The 15732-nt window shown below is 65.0% G+C and carries 13 protein-coding genes and 1 pseudogene; 8 read left to right on the top strand and 6 right to left on the bottom strand.

Annotation, left to right across the window (positions count from 1 at the left end):
* Positions 1-49: 49 nt before the first annotated feature.
* Positions 50-493 (bottom strand): hypothetical protein, encoded by a 444-nt coding sequence (locus tag ACQ4WN_RS04165; RefSeq protein ID WP_436550384.1) that lies wholly within the window; start codon positions 491-493, stop codon positions 50-52.
* Here ACQ4WN_RS04165 and ACQ4WN_RS04160 point away from each other — a divergent pair.
* Together ACQ4WN_RS04160 and ACQ4WN_RS04155 are read left to right on the top strand one after the other, a co-directional pair.
* Positions 492-1085 (top strand): chromate transporter, encoded by a 594-nt coding sequence (locus tag ACQ4WN_RS04160; RefSeq protein WP_436550383.1) that lies wholly within the window; start codon positions 492-494, stop codon positions 1083-1085. The two genes, ACQ4WN_RS04165 and ACQ4WN_RS04160, sit on opposite strands and share 2 nt — an antisense overlap.
* Positions 1082-1666, top strand: a complete 585-nt coding sequence (locus tag ACQ4WN_RS04155; protein ID WP_436550382.1) for a chromate transporter — start codon at positions 1082-1084, stop codon at positions 1664-1666. Before ACQ4WN_RS04160 ends, ACQ4WN_RS04155 begins: the two co-directional genes overlap by 4 nt.
* A gap of 5 nt (positions 1667-1671) precedes the next feature.
* Here ACQ4WN_RS04155 and ACQ4WN_RS04150 read toward each other — a convergent pair.
* From ACQ4WN_RS04150 to ACQ4WN_RS04140, 3 genes and pseudogenes are all read right to left on the bottom strand, one after another.
* Positions 1672-1800 (bottom strand): annotated as a pseudogene (locus ACQ4WN_RS04150) (ABC transporter ATP-binding protein); the annotation flags it as partial.
* Positions 1801-2583 (bottom strand): DUF4349 domain-containing protein, encoded by a 783-nt coding sequence (locus tag ACQ4WN_RS04145; RefSeq protein WP_436550381.1) that lies wholly within the window; start codon positions 2581-2583, stop codon positions 1801-1803. It abuts the pseudogene before it with no gap.
* A gap of 16 nt (positions 2584-2599) precedes the next feature.
* Positions 2600-2812, bottom strand: a complete 213-nt coding sequence (locus ACQ4WN_RS04140) for a hypothetical protein (RefSeq protein WP_436550380.1) — start codon at positions 2810-2812, stop codon at positions 2600-2602.
* A 270-nt stretch (positions 2813-3082) separates the two neighbouring features.
* On the opposite strand from ACQ4WN_RS04140, the gene ACQ4WN_RS04135 reads away from it, so the two are divergent.
* The 3 genes from ACQ4WN_RS04135 to ACQ4WN_RS04125 are packed head-to-tail and all read left to right on the top strand — an operon-like array spanning position 3083 to position 8309.
* Positions 3083-3661, top strand: coding sequence for a DUF2760 domain-containing protein (locus ACQ4WN_RS04135; protein WP_436550379.1), 579 nt, complete (start codon positions 3083-3085; stop codon positions 3659-3661).
* The gene (locus ACQ4WN_RS04130; protein ID WP_436550378.1) at positions 3658-5529 is read left to right on the top strand and encodes an Hsp70 family protein; all 1872 of its coding nucleotides are present in this window, start codon (positions 3658-3660) and stop codon (positions 5527-5529) included. The genes ACQ4WN_RS04135 and ACQ4WN_RS04130 overlap by 4 nt, the downstream gene beginning before the upstream one ends.
* A gap of 2 nt (positions 5530-5531) precedes the next feature.
* Positions 5532-8309 carry an Hsp70 family protein gene (locus ACQ4WN_RS04125; protein WP_436550377.1) on the top strand — a complete coding sequence of 926 codons (2778 nt, stop codon included), beginning with the start codon at positions 5532-5534 and terminating at the stop codon, positions 8307-8309.
* 30 nt (positions 8310-8339) lie between these two features.
* On the opposite strand, the gene ACQ4WN_RS04120 is transcribed toward ACQ4WN_RS04125, so the two are convergent.
* Together ACQ4WN_RS04120 and ACQ4WN_RS04115 are read right to left on the bottom strand one after the other, a co-directional pair.
* Positions 8340-9881, bottom strand: coding sequence for a CHASE2 domain-containing protein (locus tag ACQ4WN_RS04120; RefSeq protein ID WP_436550376.1), 1542 nt, complete (start codon positions 9879-9881; stop codon positions 8340-8342).
* A 353-nt stretch (positions 9882-10234) separates the two neighbouring features.
* Positions 10235-10801, bottom strand: a complete 567-nt coding sequence (locus ACQ4WN_RS04115) for a YceI family protein (protein WP_436550375.1) — start codon at positions 10799-10801, stop codon at positions 10235-10237.
* Between the two features lie 351 nt (positions 10802-11152).
* Between ACQ4WN_RS04115 and ACQ4WN_RS04110 the strand changes: the two genes are divergently transcribed.
* The 3 genes from ACQ4WN_RS04110 to ACQ4WN_RS04100 all read left to right on the top strand — a co-directional run bounded on the left by ACQ4WN_RS04110 (position 11153) and on the right by ACQ4WN_RS04100 (position 15727).
* A complete protein-coding gene (locus ACQ4WN_RS04110) occupies positions 11153-11686 on the top strand; it encodes an RNA polymerase sigma factor (protein WP_436550374.1) in 534 nt (177 codons plus the stop codon).
* Positions 11687-11694: 8 nt separating this feature from the next.
* Entirely contained in the window at positions 11695-12699 is a 1005-nt protein-coding gene (locus tag ACQ4WN_RS04105) for a FecR family protein (RefSeq protein WP_436550373.1), read from the top strand.
* Positions 12700-12808: 109 nt separating this feature from the next.
* On the top strand, positions 12809-15727 hold the full coding sequence (locus ACQ4WN_RS04100; protein ID WP_436550372.1) for a TonB-dependent receptor: 2919 nt from the start codon (positions 12809-12811) through the stop codon (positions 15725-15727).
* Positions 15728-15732: the final 5 nt, after the last annotated feature.

Here is a 15732-nt window from a genome sequence, read left to right as displayed (position 1 = left end):
CGACAACGCCGGAATGCGGCTGCCGGCAACACAGTTGCCGTCCGGACATTCAATGCACGGTCTGGCGGCGTTGCTCCGGGTGCAGCAGCACGCGCTCGATCAATTCGGGGGCAACATTGTATGACTTCAGGTATTCCAATGCGCACAAGGTACTGAAGGCAGCCTGCACGGCAACGCCCAGATTGACGATATCGGACATCTTCTGATCGAGCCGGACATGCAGCATCACGGTTTTGACGGGCATATGCAGCGTTTCTGTGGAATTAGGCATGATGAACAACTCCTGCGAAGGGGGAAGGAGGAACGGAGACGGCATACCGGTGCGAACTGCGCCAGCACGGACAGGAACAGCGGTCATGTTGACGATAAAGTATTGCTGATAAACTCTCGAAGTCAATGGCAGGGAAACATGAGCCACGGTTTTTTTCTTGCAGGCACAACTGGAGCCGAAAGCGATAGACAAGCGCAATCGGCCACGGCGATAATCAGCCATGCCCTCATCCCCCCTTTCGGCTCTCCCGCCCGACCTGCCCCGCCCGCAACCGGCCTCGCTGGCCGACCTGTTCTTCTCGTTTACCTGGCTGGCACTGCAGGGATTCGGCGGCGTGCTGGCCGTAATCCAGCGCGAAATGGTCGAGCGCAAGCGCTGGCTGACGCAAGAGCAATTCCTGGAAGACTGGGCCGTGGCGCAAATCATGCCCGGGCCGAATGTCGTCAACCTGTCGCTGATGGTGGGCGGACGCTATTTCGGCTTGCGCGGCGCGCTGACGGCGCTGGCTGGCATGCTGGCCGTGCCGCTCGTCATCGTGCTGCTGCTGGGCGTGCTGTACACGCACTTTGGCGACAACCCGCAGATGGCCGGTGCCCTGCGCGGCATGGCGGCCGTCTCGGCCGGCATGATCGCCGCCACGGGCGTGAAACTGGCGGCTGCGCTGGGCAAGCATCCGCTGCCCCTGTGGCTGACCTTGTCCATCACCGTGCTGGGCGTGCTGATGGTGGCGATCTTGCGCTGGCCCCTGCTCTACATCCTGCTGGGCCTGGGCGGCATCGGCTGCCTGCTGACCTACCGAAAACTGTCCTCATGACGCCGCCTTTGCACTTGGTGTTGAGCGCGGGCGACTGGCTGAACCTGTTCGGCCACTACCTGATGCTGTCGCTGATGTCGATTGGCGGCGCCATTTCCACCACCTCCGAAATGCACCGCTTCCTGGTCGAGCAGCACGGCTGGCTGACGCAGGCGCAATTCAATGAGTCGATTGCCATCGCCCAGGCCGCGCCCGGCCCCAACGTGCTGTTCGTCGCCCTGATGGGCTGGAACGTGGGCATGAATGCGGGCAGCTACACGGCCGCGTATCTGGGCGTGCTGGTGACCATGGTGGGCATCATGCTGCCCAGCACCACCCTCACCTACGTGGCAGCCCAGTGGGGCTACCGCAACCGCGACCTGCGCCCCGTGCGCGCCTTCAAGCAAGGCATGGCGCCCGTCGTCGTCGCCCTCTTGATTTCCACCGGCATGATACTGGGCGGCGCCAACCACGACATCCGCACGGACTGGCCCCTGTGGAGCCTGTCCATCGTGGCCGGCCTGATCATCTGGCGCACGAAGATCCATTTATTGTGGCTGCTGGCGGCCGGCGCCGTGCTGGGCTGGCTGCAGCTGGTGTAAGCCTGCACGGCAAAATGGCGCGTCACCTCCTCGCCATCCATCTGCGCAGCCAGTCCGCTGGCGACGGCACTGCCGCGCGACAGGACGATGAATTCGTCGGCCAGTTCACGGGCAAAATCGACATACTGTTCGCACTAGCGTGGCAGGCCTCTCAAGCGGCGCCAGCCCTTGCGTCCCAGCGGGAACAGCAGCACGAAAGCGATCAGCCACGGCAGGATATACGCCATGGCCGTGATGGCGTTGGCCACGCCTTCCGACAGGTTTTCCGTGAAATTGCCCAGCGCGCGCTTGACAGGCCGCCAGAACGATTGCTTGCCTTCGGCGCTGATGGCCACGTTCAGCAAGTCCGTGTCTATACGCTGCATTAACAACGCATTGGCCGCCGTCGCCTGCTCCAGTTCCACTTGCACGGTGGCCAACTCCTTGGTCACCTTGATCAGGGCATCGACGTTCGCGCCCGAGCGTTTTTCCAGGTCCTGCAATTGCACCTGGTATTGCTTGAGCATTTCCAGGCGTTTCTTGCTGTCGAGCACAGGCCGACCGAGGTCTTCCACCTTGGTGCCCTGGCTGGTGACGTCGCCTCCGGCCGCGACCAGCGCGACGAGCTTCTTGATGCCGGCCGGCTTGGCGCGCATGCTGATGCGCGCATGCACGTAACGACCGCCGTCCATGCTCGAGTCGAGCAGCAGACAGCCATTGTCCGTATCAGCCTTGCAGGCGGCGACCACTTTTTCATACAGGGGCCGCACTTGCGCCTCGTTCGTATCGACGCTGACATTGTGTTCATAGGCAAGAAACTCGCTGCCTTTTTCCTTGCCATCGAGACGCGCGGCACTCGACTGGCCCGCGCTCTCACCCTTGCCACCGCAGCCGGCCAGCAGCATCAGGCCCATCAGACCAATATAGATTCTTTTCATGGTTTCTTTCTATGAATTATTTGCTCAACGGAAGCATCTCGACATCGGGCAGATGCGCTGCCACGTCCTGTACGGTCGCATGGCAGGTCAGGGACGCGACCACCTGCGGCAACGGTTCCGGCCAGATTTCCGGCAAGTCACGCTCCTCGGGCGCCCTGGCGCGCACGGCCGGATGGTCGCTGTCGATATACAGGCTGCCGGCCAGATAGGGGGAAAAGTCGGTAGACATAACATAAAGGCAATGCGAAAAGATAATGCGCGATTTTAGTCGAAGCGGCACGAAATCGAGCGTTTCCTTGCGCAGGAAGAAAGAAAATCCACGCTTCAGGCTCGCTGCGCGGGGGCCGGCGACTTTGGCGACAGCCCGGTAGCTGGTATCATGCGGGCAAACGCCAGCCGGCCGAGTGCCCTACAAGCCACTGGGCCGGCGCATGCAACACCTTGCGAAGCGGTTCCGCGCCGCCGACGCCTCCCCTACAGATCAGAGAAACGAGTTCCTATGAGCACACCATCGTCCCACCCATCGTTCTGGCGCCGCATCCCGCTGGCTTTCGGCGCCTTCTTCAGTACCCTGTCGGACGCCGCCTATGCGGCCCGCGTGGAAAAACTGTCCTTGCCCGAGGCTGCCCCGGTGGCTCCTGCTTCGGCACCGGCTCCTGTGCCGCCGCCAGCCGCCGCCCCAATCATTTTGAAAGAAGCCACGCCTGACGCGGCCCTGCAATTGCTGGCCCTGCTGCAACGCGAAGCGCGATTGATCGACTTCACCCAGGAAAACCTGGGCAGCCATGCCGACGCCGACATCGGCGCGGCCGCCCGCGTGGTGCATGAAGGCTGCGCCAAGGTCATGCGCGAATACTTCACCATCGAGGCCGTGCGCCAGGAAGCCGAAGGCAGCCGCATCGTCCTGCAGGAAGGTTTTGATTCCGCGCAAGTGCGCCTGACGGGCAACGTCGTCGGTTCGGCGCCGTTCACGGGCACCCTCAGTCACCGCGGCTGGCGCGCCTCCAGCGTGCGCCTGCCGAAACTGAGCGAGCAGCACGACGCCGCCATCCTGGCCCCGGCCGAGGTGGAACTGTGAACGACGCGATCAACCCAAGCCCGCGCTACGCCATCGGCATCGACCTGGGCACCACCCACAGCGCCCTGTCGTATGTGAACCTGGTCGAGAGCGACGGCGAAACGTCCAGCCACGGCGTGCTGAAAGTGCCGCAGCTGTCGGCGCCGGGCAGCGTCGAAGAACTGCCGCTGCTGCCATCGTTCGTCTACCTGCCGCACGCTGACGAAGTGGCGGCGGGCGACCTGGCCCTGCCCTGGGTGACCGAAGAAGCGGAGGCGCCGTTCGTCGTCGGCGAAATGGCCCGCAGCCGCGGCGCCACCACGCCCATCCGCCTGGTCTCGAGCGCGAAAAGCTGGCTGTGCCACCCGGGCGTGGACCGCCGCGCGGCGATCCTGCCGAACGACGCGCCAGCCGAAGTGGCGCGCATTTCACCGATCACGGCGGCCACGCGCTACCTGACGCATTTGCGCCAGGCCTGGGATAACGCCCACCCAGAAGCGCCGTTCGCGCAGCAGGAAATCACGGTGACGATTCCCGCGTCGTTCGATCCGGCCGCGCGCGAGCTGACGATGGAAGCGGCGCAGGCAGCCGGCTACACCGCATTGACCCTGCTGGAAGAGCCGCAAGCGGCCCTGTACAGCTGGATCCAGACCAGCGAGGGACGCTGGCGCAAGGAAGTCAAGCCGGGCGACATCATTTTAGTGGTCGACGTGGGCGGCGGCACCAGCGACTTTTCGCTGATCGCCGTGCTGGAACGCGACGGCGTGCTGGAACCGCACCGCGTCGCTGTCGGTGAACACATCCTGCTCGGTGGCGATAATATGGACCTGGCGCTGGCCCACCTGGTGGCCCGCAAGCTGGCCGCCAACGGCACCCAGCTGGACGCCTGGCAAATGCGCGCGCTCACGTATGGCTGCCGCAGCGCCAAGGAAAGCCTGCTGGCTGACAGCGGCCTCGATGTGGCACCGATCGTCGTGCCGAGCCGCGGCTCGAAACTGATCGGCGGCTCCATCCGCACGGAACTGACGCGCGCGGAAGTGTCCACCTTTATTCTCGACGGCTTCTTCCCGCAAGTGGAAGCATCGAGCCGCCCTGCCGTGCGCACGCGCGCCGGCCTGACGCAACTGGGCTTGCCGTATGCGCAGGACGCGGCCATCACGCGCCACCTGGCGGCGTTTTTGGGCCGGCAAGTGGCGGCGACCAGCGAGCTGGATGGCTTTGCGGGCCGCCAGGCGGAAGGCGCCAGCTTCTTGCACCCGACGGCCGTGCTGTTCAACGGCGGCGTCTTCAAGTCGGACTTGCTGGTGCAGCGCATCATGGCCACCGTCAACGACTGGCTGTACCTGGAAGGCGCGGAACCGGCGCGCATGCTGGCCGGGGCCGACCTGGACCTGGCCGTCGCGCGCGGTGCCGCGTACTACAGCTACGTGCGGCGCGGCCATGGCGTGCGCATCCGCGGCGGCACGGCCAGCGCCTTCTACGTGGCCATCGAGTCGGCCATGCCCGCCATTCCCGGCATGGAACCACCGATCCAGGCACTGTGCGTGGCGCCATTCGGCATGGAAGAAGGCAGCGAACTGGAATTGCCAGGCCAGCAATTCGGCCTGGTGGTGGGCGAACCGGTGCACTTCCGCTTCTTCGCCTCGTCCACGCGCCGCAACGACCAGATCGGCGACTTGCTCGACTTCTGGGGCCCCGATGAATTGCAGGAACTGAGCGAAATCCAGGCGACGCTGTCCGCCGAAGGCCGCTCGGCTGGCGAAGTGGTGCAAGTCAAGCTGCACGCGCGCGTCACGGAAGCGGGCACCCTGGAGCTGCTGGCCGTCTCCCCTGACGGCGCCGAGCGCTGGAAAGTGGAATTCGACGTGCGCGGCACGCCGCAGCAATAAGCATGCGCAGCGCGACGGTGCAGCCGGCCTGGCTGGTCGGCATCGACCTGGGCACCACCAACACGGTGGTGGCGTATGCCAATGCGGCCGATGCACAGGCGGGCATACAGCTGTTCCCCATCGAGCAGCTGCTCGCTCTCGGCGAAGTGGGCGCGCGCCCCCTGCTACCCTCGCTGCGCTACCACCGCGCTGCCGGCGAACTGGCGGCGGGCGATTTGCAGCTGCCGTGGCCACAAGTCGAAGCGGCGGGCGAGGAACAGCCAGTGCTGGGCGCCCTGGCGCGCCAGCTCGGCGCGCAAGTGCCGGGCCGCCTCGTTTCCAGCGCGAAGAGCTGGCTGTCGCATGCAAACGTGGACCGCCAGGCACCCATCCTGCCCTGGGGCGCGGACGCCGACGTGGCCAAGGTGTCGCCCGTGGCGGCCAGCGCCAGCTACCTCGCGTATGTGCGCGCCGCGTGGAATCACCGCTTTCCGGATTCTCCTCTCGAAAACCAGGAACTTGTGCTGACCATTCCCGCCTCGTTCGACGAGGGTGCGCGCGCACTGACGCTGGAAGCGGCGCGCATGGCGGGCTTGCCCACGCTACGATTGGTGGAAGAGCCGCAGGCCGCCTTTTATGACTTCCTGCAGCGTCGGCGCGCCACCCTGCGCGAGGACCTGGCCAATACGTGCCGCATTTTAGTGTGCGACGTGGGCGGCGGCACCACCGATTTCAGCCTGATCGACGTCGCCATCGATGAGGATGGCGCACCGCAGCTCACGCGCAGCAGTGTGGGCAATCATTTGATCCTCGGTGGCGACAATATGGACCTGGCACTGGCCCACCTGGTGGAAACGCGCATGGCGGCCGGAGTGGAAGGCGGCATGAAGCTCTCCGCCGCGCGGCTGTCGCAGCTGATGGAGCGCTGCCGCGCCGCCAAGGAATTGCTGCTTTCCAGCGACGCACCCGACAAGGCCAGCGTGACCCTGCTGGGCGCCGGCTCTCGCCTGATAGGCGCCAGCCGTTCCGCCGATATCACGCGCGAGGAAGTGGCGGCCATGGTGGTCGACGGCTTCTTCCCAAAGGTGGAACTGCGCGAGACGGCGAAAAAAGGCCGCGCCGGCATCGTCGAATTCGGCCTGCCGTATGCGCAGGACGCGGCCATCACGCGCCACCTTGCCAGTTTCCTGCAGCAGCATCAAGGCGCACTGCCGGATACGCTACTGCTGAATGGCGGCGTGTTCCGCGCCGACGCGCTGGCGCGCCGCCTGGCCGAGACGCTCGCCCACTGGCGCGGTGCCCCGCTCACCATCCTGCACAACGATAATCCCGACGTGGCCGTGGCGCGTGGCGCCGTCGCCTACGCGCTGGCGCGGCGCGGCCAGGCGCCGCGCATCGGCGGCGGCTCGCCACGCAGCTATTTCCTCGTGCTGGGAGAAGCCGGCAAGGAGCACCGCGCCGTGTGTATCCTGCCCCGTGGCAGCGCCTCCGGCGAAGAAATTCGCTTGACGCAGCGCCTGTTCGCCCTGCGCCTGGGCCGGCCCGTGCGCTTTCACCTGGCGTCCTCGATTGCGGAAACGGGCACGCCGCCCAAGCTGGGCGACATCGTCGATCTGGACGCCGGCGAGTATCTGCGCCTGCCGCCGCTGGCCAGCGTGCTGCACGCTAAACAGGATGCCAGCGACAAGCGCGACATCACCGTGCAACTGGCCACCGTGATGACGGAAGTGGGCACCCTGGAAGTGCATTGCGTGGCTGAAGCCGATGCCGGCCAGCGCTGGCTGCTGGAGTTCCAGCTGCGTGGCGAAGAGGAAACGCATGCGGAAACGTCCACCGTGTCGCCGCGCGTGAAGGAAGCGATCGAGAAGATCGAGCGCATCTTCGGCGGCAAGGCGCAAAAGGTCGACACCAAGGAAGTGCGCCAGCTGCGCCATCACCTGGAACGTGGGCTGGGCGGGCGCGAGAACTGGGAGACGCCGCTGCTGCGCCAGTTGTTCGACGCCTTGCTACATCGCGCGCGTGGCCGGCGCCGCTCCGCCGAACATGAGCGTGTCTGGCTGAACCTGGCCGGCTACTGTTTGCGTCCCGGCTACGGCGATGCGCTCGACCCGTGGCGCATCGAACAGCTGTGGGCCCTGTTCGACACGGGCGTCCAGCATCACAAGGATAACCAGGTGTGCGCCGAATGGTGGACCTTGTGGCGCAGAGTCGCCGGCGGCTTGAGCACGCAGCAGCAACTGCGCCTGCTCGACGACTTCGCCTTCAACCTGCAAGCCGATGCGGCCCAGCGCGGCAGCCGCCCCGTCACCCTGGTCAACGGCAGCGACGACGACATGCTGCGCCTGGGCGCGTCGCTGGAGCGCATCCCCGGCGCCTACAAGGCCGAAGTGGGCGCCTGGCTGATCAAGCGACTGCAGAAGGCTGATAAAAAGGGCGAAGCGGCGGACACGAACACCCTGTGGGCACTGGCCAGGGTCGGCGCGCGCCAGCCCTTCCACGGCAGCGCGCACGAAGTGGTCGACAGCGCTACCGTGTCCGGGTGGCTGCAAGTGCTGCTGGCGCTGGACTGGAAAAAGACCGAGCCGGCCGCCTTTGCCGCCGCCCACCTGGCGCGCATGACGGGCGACCGCTCGCGCGACATCGGCGATGAGCTACGGGCCGCCATCCTGACCCGCCTGAAAGGCGTCGGCGCCCCGCCCCTGTGGCAGGCGATGGTCAGCGAAGTGACGCAGCTCGATGAAGCGATTACCAAGCGCATGCTGGGCGAAGCGCTGCCGCCCGGGTTGAAGCTGATCGGCTGATCGGCTCCCAGCGCAACCCGTCCTCCAGCCCTACACCAGCGCCACCACCAGCAGCAGCACCGCCAGCGGCGCCTGCACCAGCACGATGCCCGGATGCGTGCGGCGCAGCTGGGCCCATACGGACAGGCCCGGCACTTCTTCGTGCGGGTGGTGGGCTTCATCGCGCAGCGACATCGCGTGCAGGAACATGCCGGCGATCAGGGGGCCGGGATTGACCCACCAGCCCTGCTCGAGCAAACCGCGCGACAGGTAGATGGCCAGCACGCCAATGGCAAACGGCGAAGCCCACACCAGCACCAGCATCAGGCGGATGCCATAGAATTCAGCCAGGGTACCCATGCGGTGCAGGCGGCTGAAATCGTGGTCTTCCATGCGCTTGTCGATGGCCAGTTCGGCGCGGCCGTACAGGGTCCACAAGCCGCCGAACAGGCAGCCCAGCAGCACGCCGATGACGATATCAGCCGCGAACACCGCATATTTATTGACGTCGGCCGTACCGATGCCCAGCGAGGTGTGGGCCGCCGCATGCAGGTGCAGGCTGGCCTGCTCGCCTTCGGCCGTCGTATAGCGGTCGCGCACGTCATAGGTGCTGCCGATATACACGACGTTCTTGCGCAGTGCATTCGCCGCCACGCCGGCCTGGCCATCGATCAGTTGTACGCGCGTGCGCGTGGGGTTCAGGAATTGCGGCGCCACGGCGGCCGGGTGAAACGGCGCGGTGACGGCGTTCTGTTCGGCCGCCGCCTTGGCGTCGCCGCGGATGACGGGTTCGAACGCCCAGCGCGCCAATTCCTTTTCACTGCCCGTGCGCCGGGCCAGCTGGCACACGCGGCCGGCCAGCGCCAACACTTCCTTTTGCTCGGACAAGACGGCCGGCATGGGTTGCTTCTGCTCTTGCTCGTCGGCGCCATGCGCCAGTTCGAAGGCCACGGCCGCCAGCACGGGACTTTTCAACTCGATGCGCGTGACGGCGCCCATGCGTTCGCGGATTTGCGGGCTGGCGAAGTGGATGCCGGCCGCGCAGCGCGCACGTATCCACGGCAGATTCGCATTCTGGTCCGATTGTTCGGGCAGGATCAGCACCAGTTGCCGGCCATCGGCGGCCAGCTGGTCGAGCAGGCGGTCCAGCGGGCGCTCGCCCGCCTTGTGCTGCTCATACACGGCCGGCGCCAGGTCCAGGTCGATGGCCAGCACCTTGCCGCCGCGCGCGGCGGCGCTGGCGATCAATTGCTCCAGGCGTGAACGCTCCAGCGGTTCACGCTCGTCGAAGACCTGTTCGAACGCGGGCTGGTCGATTTCGATGATGCCGGGCCGGTAAGCTGCGCCCGGATCCTTGCCCCGGTTCAACAGCTGCCCCTGTGCCGCGCTGGCGCGCAGCATGGCCGCATCGAGCCATTCGAGCACGTGAAAACCTTCCAGCGCCAGCATCAGCGCGGCGATCAGGCTGGCGCCGATCACGTGGTGCAGCAGGTGCGTGCCCGTCAATTTGAAGGCCGAGCCCAGCTGGGTAACTGGCCATAGCAGGCGCCGCCAGAGCGGCCGGCGCGGTTGGTCTGGCTGGCTGGTTTCCACGGTGCGCTCCCCTTGCGTGCGGCGCTTGACTTATCAATCAAGCAATATTAGATGACGAAACAATAGTGTATTGCAGTTGTGCCCGTTCCGCCACACGTCTGGCACGGACCAGCCTGGTCCGCCCTGCTTCGGCTTGGCCAGCAGCAGCTTGCCCGGCGCTTCAAAAATCTGATCTCGCCCGAGGTGGGCTACAAGACGGGCAAAGTGTGGTGATTGGAAAATAGAAATGGGGAATGGGGAAATGGGAAATGGGCAGCAGCAGGTGCGTCACTTGTCGTGATCGCCGTGACTACCAGGACAAAGAAATGGCGGCGGACCGAAGTGCGCCGCCACTGTCATCCTGCCGCCAAGAATTACTGCTTGATCGCTTCGATCGCGAACGTCAGGGTCACGTCATCGCTGACGGCCGGCGCATATTTGCCGGCGTTGAATTCAGAGCGCTTGATCTTGGCCGTGGCGTTGGCGCCGCAAGCATCTTTTTTCAACATCGGATGCGGCGCGCAAGCAAACGAGGTGACGATCAGGGTAACAGGCTTGGTCACGCCTTTCAGGGTCAGGTTGCCGTCGACGGAGGCCAGCTTGTCGCCGTCGAAATTGAACTTGGTCGATTTGTAGGTGGCGACCGGGAATTTGTCGGTTTCAAGAAAACCATCGCCCTGGATGTGCGTGTTGAACAGGGTCGAACCGGTATCGACGGATTTGGTGTCGATCAGCACTTCGACGGCGCCCGTCCTGGCGGCGCGGTCCAGCGTGACCTTGCCGGTGGTGTTGTTGAAACGGCTTTGCTGCGTCGAGAAGCCCATGTGGGTGTACTCGAAACGGGGGAAAGTGTGGCTGCCATCGATGACATAGACTTCAGGCGCGGCAACGGCGGACAGCGAGAAGCCGGCGGCGGCGATAAAAGCGAGCAGTTTTTTCATTGTAGATTCCTGATAGAAAGTGGAGGATGTCAAAACCGCAAGCAGCTGCAGGCGAACGACGCATGCGGCTGATTGTCTGGCTTCAGTTACAACAGATTATGCATGGCATGAAGATCGATGTAAAACGTAAAATATACCTAGTTAGCATCGATAAAATCGATAATAACAATAGTAGTAACAACAATAAGATCCGCGGCAGCGCCCTCTGCTGCCGATTATTGTCTGCATTCGCAAAAATATCCAGCGTTATCGGGCGCATCCGATGGCACGACAGTTGGCGCAATAGATGGAGCAACAAATGAGAATGATTCTTGTTATTATCTGACGAGCTTGCTATCATGGCGCGCTTTGATGACGGGGACATGCGCGGTGCTTGAACGCTATTACCAGCAATTGCTGCGCCTGATTTCGCGCTCCACGGGATGCCGCGACAAGGCGCAGGACGTAGTGCAGGAAGCCTATGCCCGCATCCTGGCGCGCCAGCCGCAGGGCAGCGCGCACGCCCTGCGTGGTGATACGCCACCGGACAGCGGCCAGCGCGCCCTGCTGTACGTCACGGCGAAAAACATCGCCATCGACGAACAGCGCTTGCGCCAGAGGCGGCCCCATGACGCGCTCGACGAACAGCACATGCTGTTGCGCGCGCCGCGCGCCGATGAACCGGAACAGCGCATGCACGACCGGCAAATCATGGAGCGCCTGCTGGCCATCATCGACGCCTTGCCGCCGCGCTGCCGCCAAGCCTTCGCGCTGTACAAGTTCGATGGCCTGAGCCAGATCGAGATTGCCGCGCGCATGGGCATCTCCGTCAACATGGTGGAAAAACACATCATCAACGGCATGCTGGCCTGTAAAAAAGGCTTGCCCGAACGGGACCTGGCATGAAACAGCGCATGACATCACAAGACACGACGCTCGACGACGTCGACTTCCTGGCGGCGCAATGGCGACTGCGCCACGACGCGGGCCTGGCCGCGCCTGAACTGGCGACATTGCGGCAATGGCTGGCAGCCGATACGCGCCACCAGCTGGCCTGGGATGCGCTGGGCCGCACAGATGTGCTGCTGGCCAGCCTGCCGGCGCAGCGCGTGGCGGCCTTCAGCCAGCCCGCCCGTGCGGCGGGTGCGCCGTCATCGCTGCGGCAACGGCTGCGCCAGCTGCGTCTCGCAGCCACCTTCCCGCCGCGCGGCACGCTGGCCGGCGGCTGCCTGCTGCTGTGCGCCCTGCTGGCCTGGCCGCTGGCCAGCCATCTGCAGCAAGCGGGCTTCCAGCACGATTACAGCACGGTGCGCGGCCAGTTCGCCACGCAAGTCCTGCCCGACGGCAGCCGCATCGAACTCGATAGTGGCAGCGCCATCGACGTGGCCCTGTACCGCGACCGTCGCAGCGTGCGACTGCTGCGCGGCCAGGCCATGTTCCATGTGCATGCCGATCCTGAGCGCCCCTTCCAGGTCATGGCGGGCGCGGCTACGGCGACGGTACTGGGCACGCATTTTTCAGTGCGCCACGTGGGCGCCACGACACAGGTGAGCGTGGCGCAAGGTACGGTGCGCGTCGACAGCGAAAACGGCGCGCATGCCGCAGTGCTGCAGGCGGGCGACACGGTCAGCGTCACTGCGCAGGGCGTGCAAGCGCTGGCCAGGGTCAGCGCCCAGGCGGTTGGCAACTGGCGTGCCGGGCGCCTCGATTTCGAGGACGCCACCCTGGCCGAGGCGCTGGCCGAATTCCAGCGCTATGGCGATACAAACCTCGTGCTCGACGATCCGGCCCTGGCCGGCCTGCGCCTGAACGGCAGCTTCGACGCAAAGTTGCCGGCGCAATTTGCTGCGGCCCTGCCGCTGGCCTTGCCCGTGCGCCTGCTACACCAGGACGGCAAGCTGCATATCGTCGCCCGCTGATCTGCTCCAGCGTCCACCTGCAGCGAAAATAAAATGCATGTGCACGTCAGGGTAAATGATACTCATTCGTTTTTACTATGAATGACCACCACATCACCATAGGAAAAACATGCACACGACCTCACCGCGCCATTCCTTGCACGCCCGCCTGTCTCCCCTCTTCCTGGCCGTCGGCCTGGCCTTCGCCACGCATGCCGTGCATGCCGCCGCGCCGGTGGCGCCAGTGGAATGGCAGATCCCGGCGCAGCCTTTGAGCCGCGCGCTGAACGAACTGGCGCGCCAGGCCGGCATGGTGCTGCTGGCCGACGCGCGCCTGACGCAAGGGCGGCAAAGCGCGCCGTTGCAAGGCCGGCATTCGCTGCCCGATGCGCTGCGCCAGCTGCTGGCCGGCAGTGGCCTGCAGGCACAGCTGCAAGGCGGCACGACCATCATCATCAGCGCACCTGCTCCCCTCGCTGCCGGCGCCGTACAGATCGGCACCCTGCGCGTGAATGGCCAGGGCGGCAGCGGCACGTTCGAGGCGGACGACACGGACCCGGCCGACCGGCCCTATCTGACGCCTGCCGCCTCTGTGTACATCGGGCGCGAGCAGATCGAGCGCTTCCGCGGCACCTCCCCGGCAGACATCTTCAAGGGCGTGGCCGGCGTGCAGGTGGGCGACAGCCGCAATAGCGGCGCCGTCGACGTCAACGTGCGCGGCATGCAGGGCCAGGGCCGCGTGCCCGTGCTGATCGACGGCAGCCTGCAATCGTCGACCGTGTACCGTGGCTACGCGGGCATCGCCGATCGCAGCTACATCGATCCGGACCTGATCAGCGCCATCCGCATCGACAAAGGCCCGAACCTGTCGGCGCAAGGTGCGGGCGCCATCGGCGGCATGGTCAGCATGCAGACCTTGCGCCCTGAGGACATCATCGTGCCAGGCCAGCGCACGGGTGTGCGCCTGCGTGGCGGCGCCCAGGACAACAGCGTCACGGCGCCCAGCGATTTCGGCAGCGCACCGCGCACCCACCGCAACAAGCTGGGTGACCCGCGCAGCGGCTTTGGCAGCATCGCCGTGGCCACGCGCCAGGACGACTATGACCTGGTGGCTGCCATCAGCCACCGCAGCATCGGCAATTATTTTTCCGGCACGCGCGGCTTCGAACGTTATCAGTTGCTCAACGAATGGGGCGACGACAATGGCGTGACGCAGTTCTTCAAGCGCGGCGATGAAGTGCTCAATACGGCCAACCGCACCACCTCTGCCCTGCTGAAGGCCAACCTGCGCCTGCCGCACGAACAGAAACTGGAACTGGGCTACCGCTATTTCGACAGCAGCTATGGCGAAATCATGCCGTCGCAAATCTACCGCAACAGTACTGGCAGCATTCCCCAGTGGGACCCCAGCCAGGTGCGCACCAATGCGCTGACGGCGCGCTACGAATGGAAGCCGGAAGGCCAGAACCTCATCGACCTGAAGGCCAATCTGTGGCTGACGGACATGCAGAGCAAATCGCGCAACGGCGACATCTTCAGCAATCCGCTGGAAGGCAAGCCCAATCCGGGCGACCATGAATGCAAGCAATGCGTGGAAGTGCTGTACCTGGCGAAGAACCAGGCGCGCAGGGTGGGTGCGGATCTGGCGAATACCTCGCGCTTCGCCACCGGCATGGGCGCGCTCAAGCTCGATTACGGCCTGTCTCTGCAAAACGAGGATATCGGCCCGGCCGACAGCGTGCGCATCGTCGACGCTGACCTGAACGCCAATCACACCCTGCGCAACGGCAAGCGCCACGAGCAAAGCGTGTTCGCCTCGCTGCAGTGGCAGGCGCGCGACTGGCTGAGCATCGACGCGGGAGGACGCTTCCAGCGCTTCGAGACGCGCGACCGCAACCGCCGCGCAGAACAGCAATACCATCCGCAAGGCTGGCAATGGGTCACCATGTGGGACAAGGACGGCGAGCAGCTTGGCGCCTCGAAGTGGTACCAGGATGCGCAGGGCCGCTTCACTGCCGCCAACAATCCGGCGCTGGTGGGCGGCATGCTGGAACGCTATGGCGAGGAAGCGGCGCCGTTGGACCTGTCGAAGGTCGACCAGTGGAGCGGCAACGACTATGTCTACCGCGATGCCATCCCCGGTCTGTTCAAGTACAGCACGCCGATCCGCCGCAAGGACCACGGTTTTGCGCCCACGTTCGCACTGACGGCGCGCCTGTCCGACAGCGTCAGCCTGTTCCTGCGCGACGCGCGCGGCCTGCGCATGCCCAGCCTGTACGAATCGACGATAGGCTTTTCGGCCACCTATTCGTCGCCCTTGAACGCCGAGCGCAGCCACAACCGCGAGATCGGCGTGAGCGTGATCAAGGATGGCGTATGGAGCGCCGCCGACAAGCTGCGCCTGCGCGTGGCCTACTTCGACAGCGTCACCCACGGCTACATCACGCGCCGCCCCATTCCCGATTTGCCAGCCACCGCGCAGAATTTTTCGATGGCCAATACGGACAAGTACAGCGTCTCGGGCATCGAACTGCAGTCCTCGTATGACCGGGGCAGCGTGTTTGCCGATTTTTCCGGAACCTGGAACCGCAAGACCCTGCTCTGCGACGCCGCCACGGCGGCCTATTTGCGCAAGGCCAGCAAGTGGCAATCGGATATCTGGAACACGCCCGACTGCTCGCCCATCGGCTTTAGCAGTTCCTACGTGAGCAACCATATCCAGCCCAAGCTGAGCGCCAACCTGACCCTGGGCACGCGCTGGCTACAGGAGAAACTCACCCTCGGCACGCGCCTGACGCACGTCGGCCAGCCGCTGGCGCGCCAGGACGACAAGGCCGTGTGGCAGTCGTGGACAGGCACCTCGCCGCAGGTGCTGACGCAGGCCTACACCCTCGCCGACCTGTTCGCCAGCTACAAGATCTCGCCCAATGCCACCGTCGACGTGGCAGTGGACAACCTGACGGACCGTTACTACCTCGATCCGCTGACCCTGAGCCTGATGCCGGGACCGGGCCGCACGGCGCGCGTCACGCTCAGCGTTCGTTTCTGATTTGA

Origin of the sequence: Janthinobacterium pasteuri (assembly GCF_051380775.1) — a bacterium.
In the GTDB taxonomy this organism is placed as follows: Bacteria; Pseudomonadota; Gammaproteobacteria; order Burkholderiales; family Burkholderiaceae_D; genus Janthinobacterium.
This window is presented reverse-complemented; position numbering and strand designations above follow the sequence as displayed.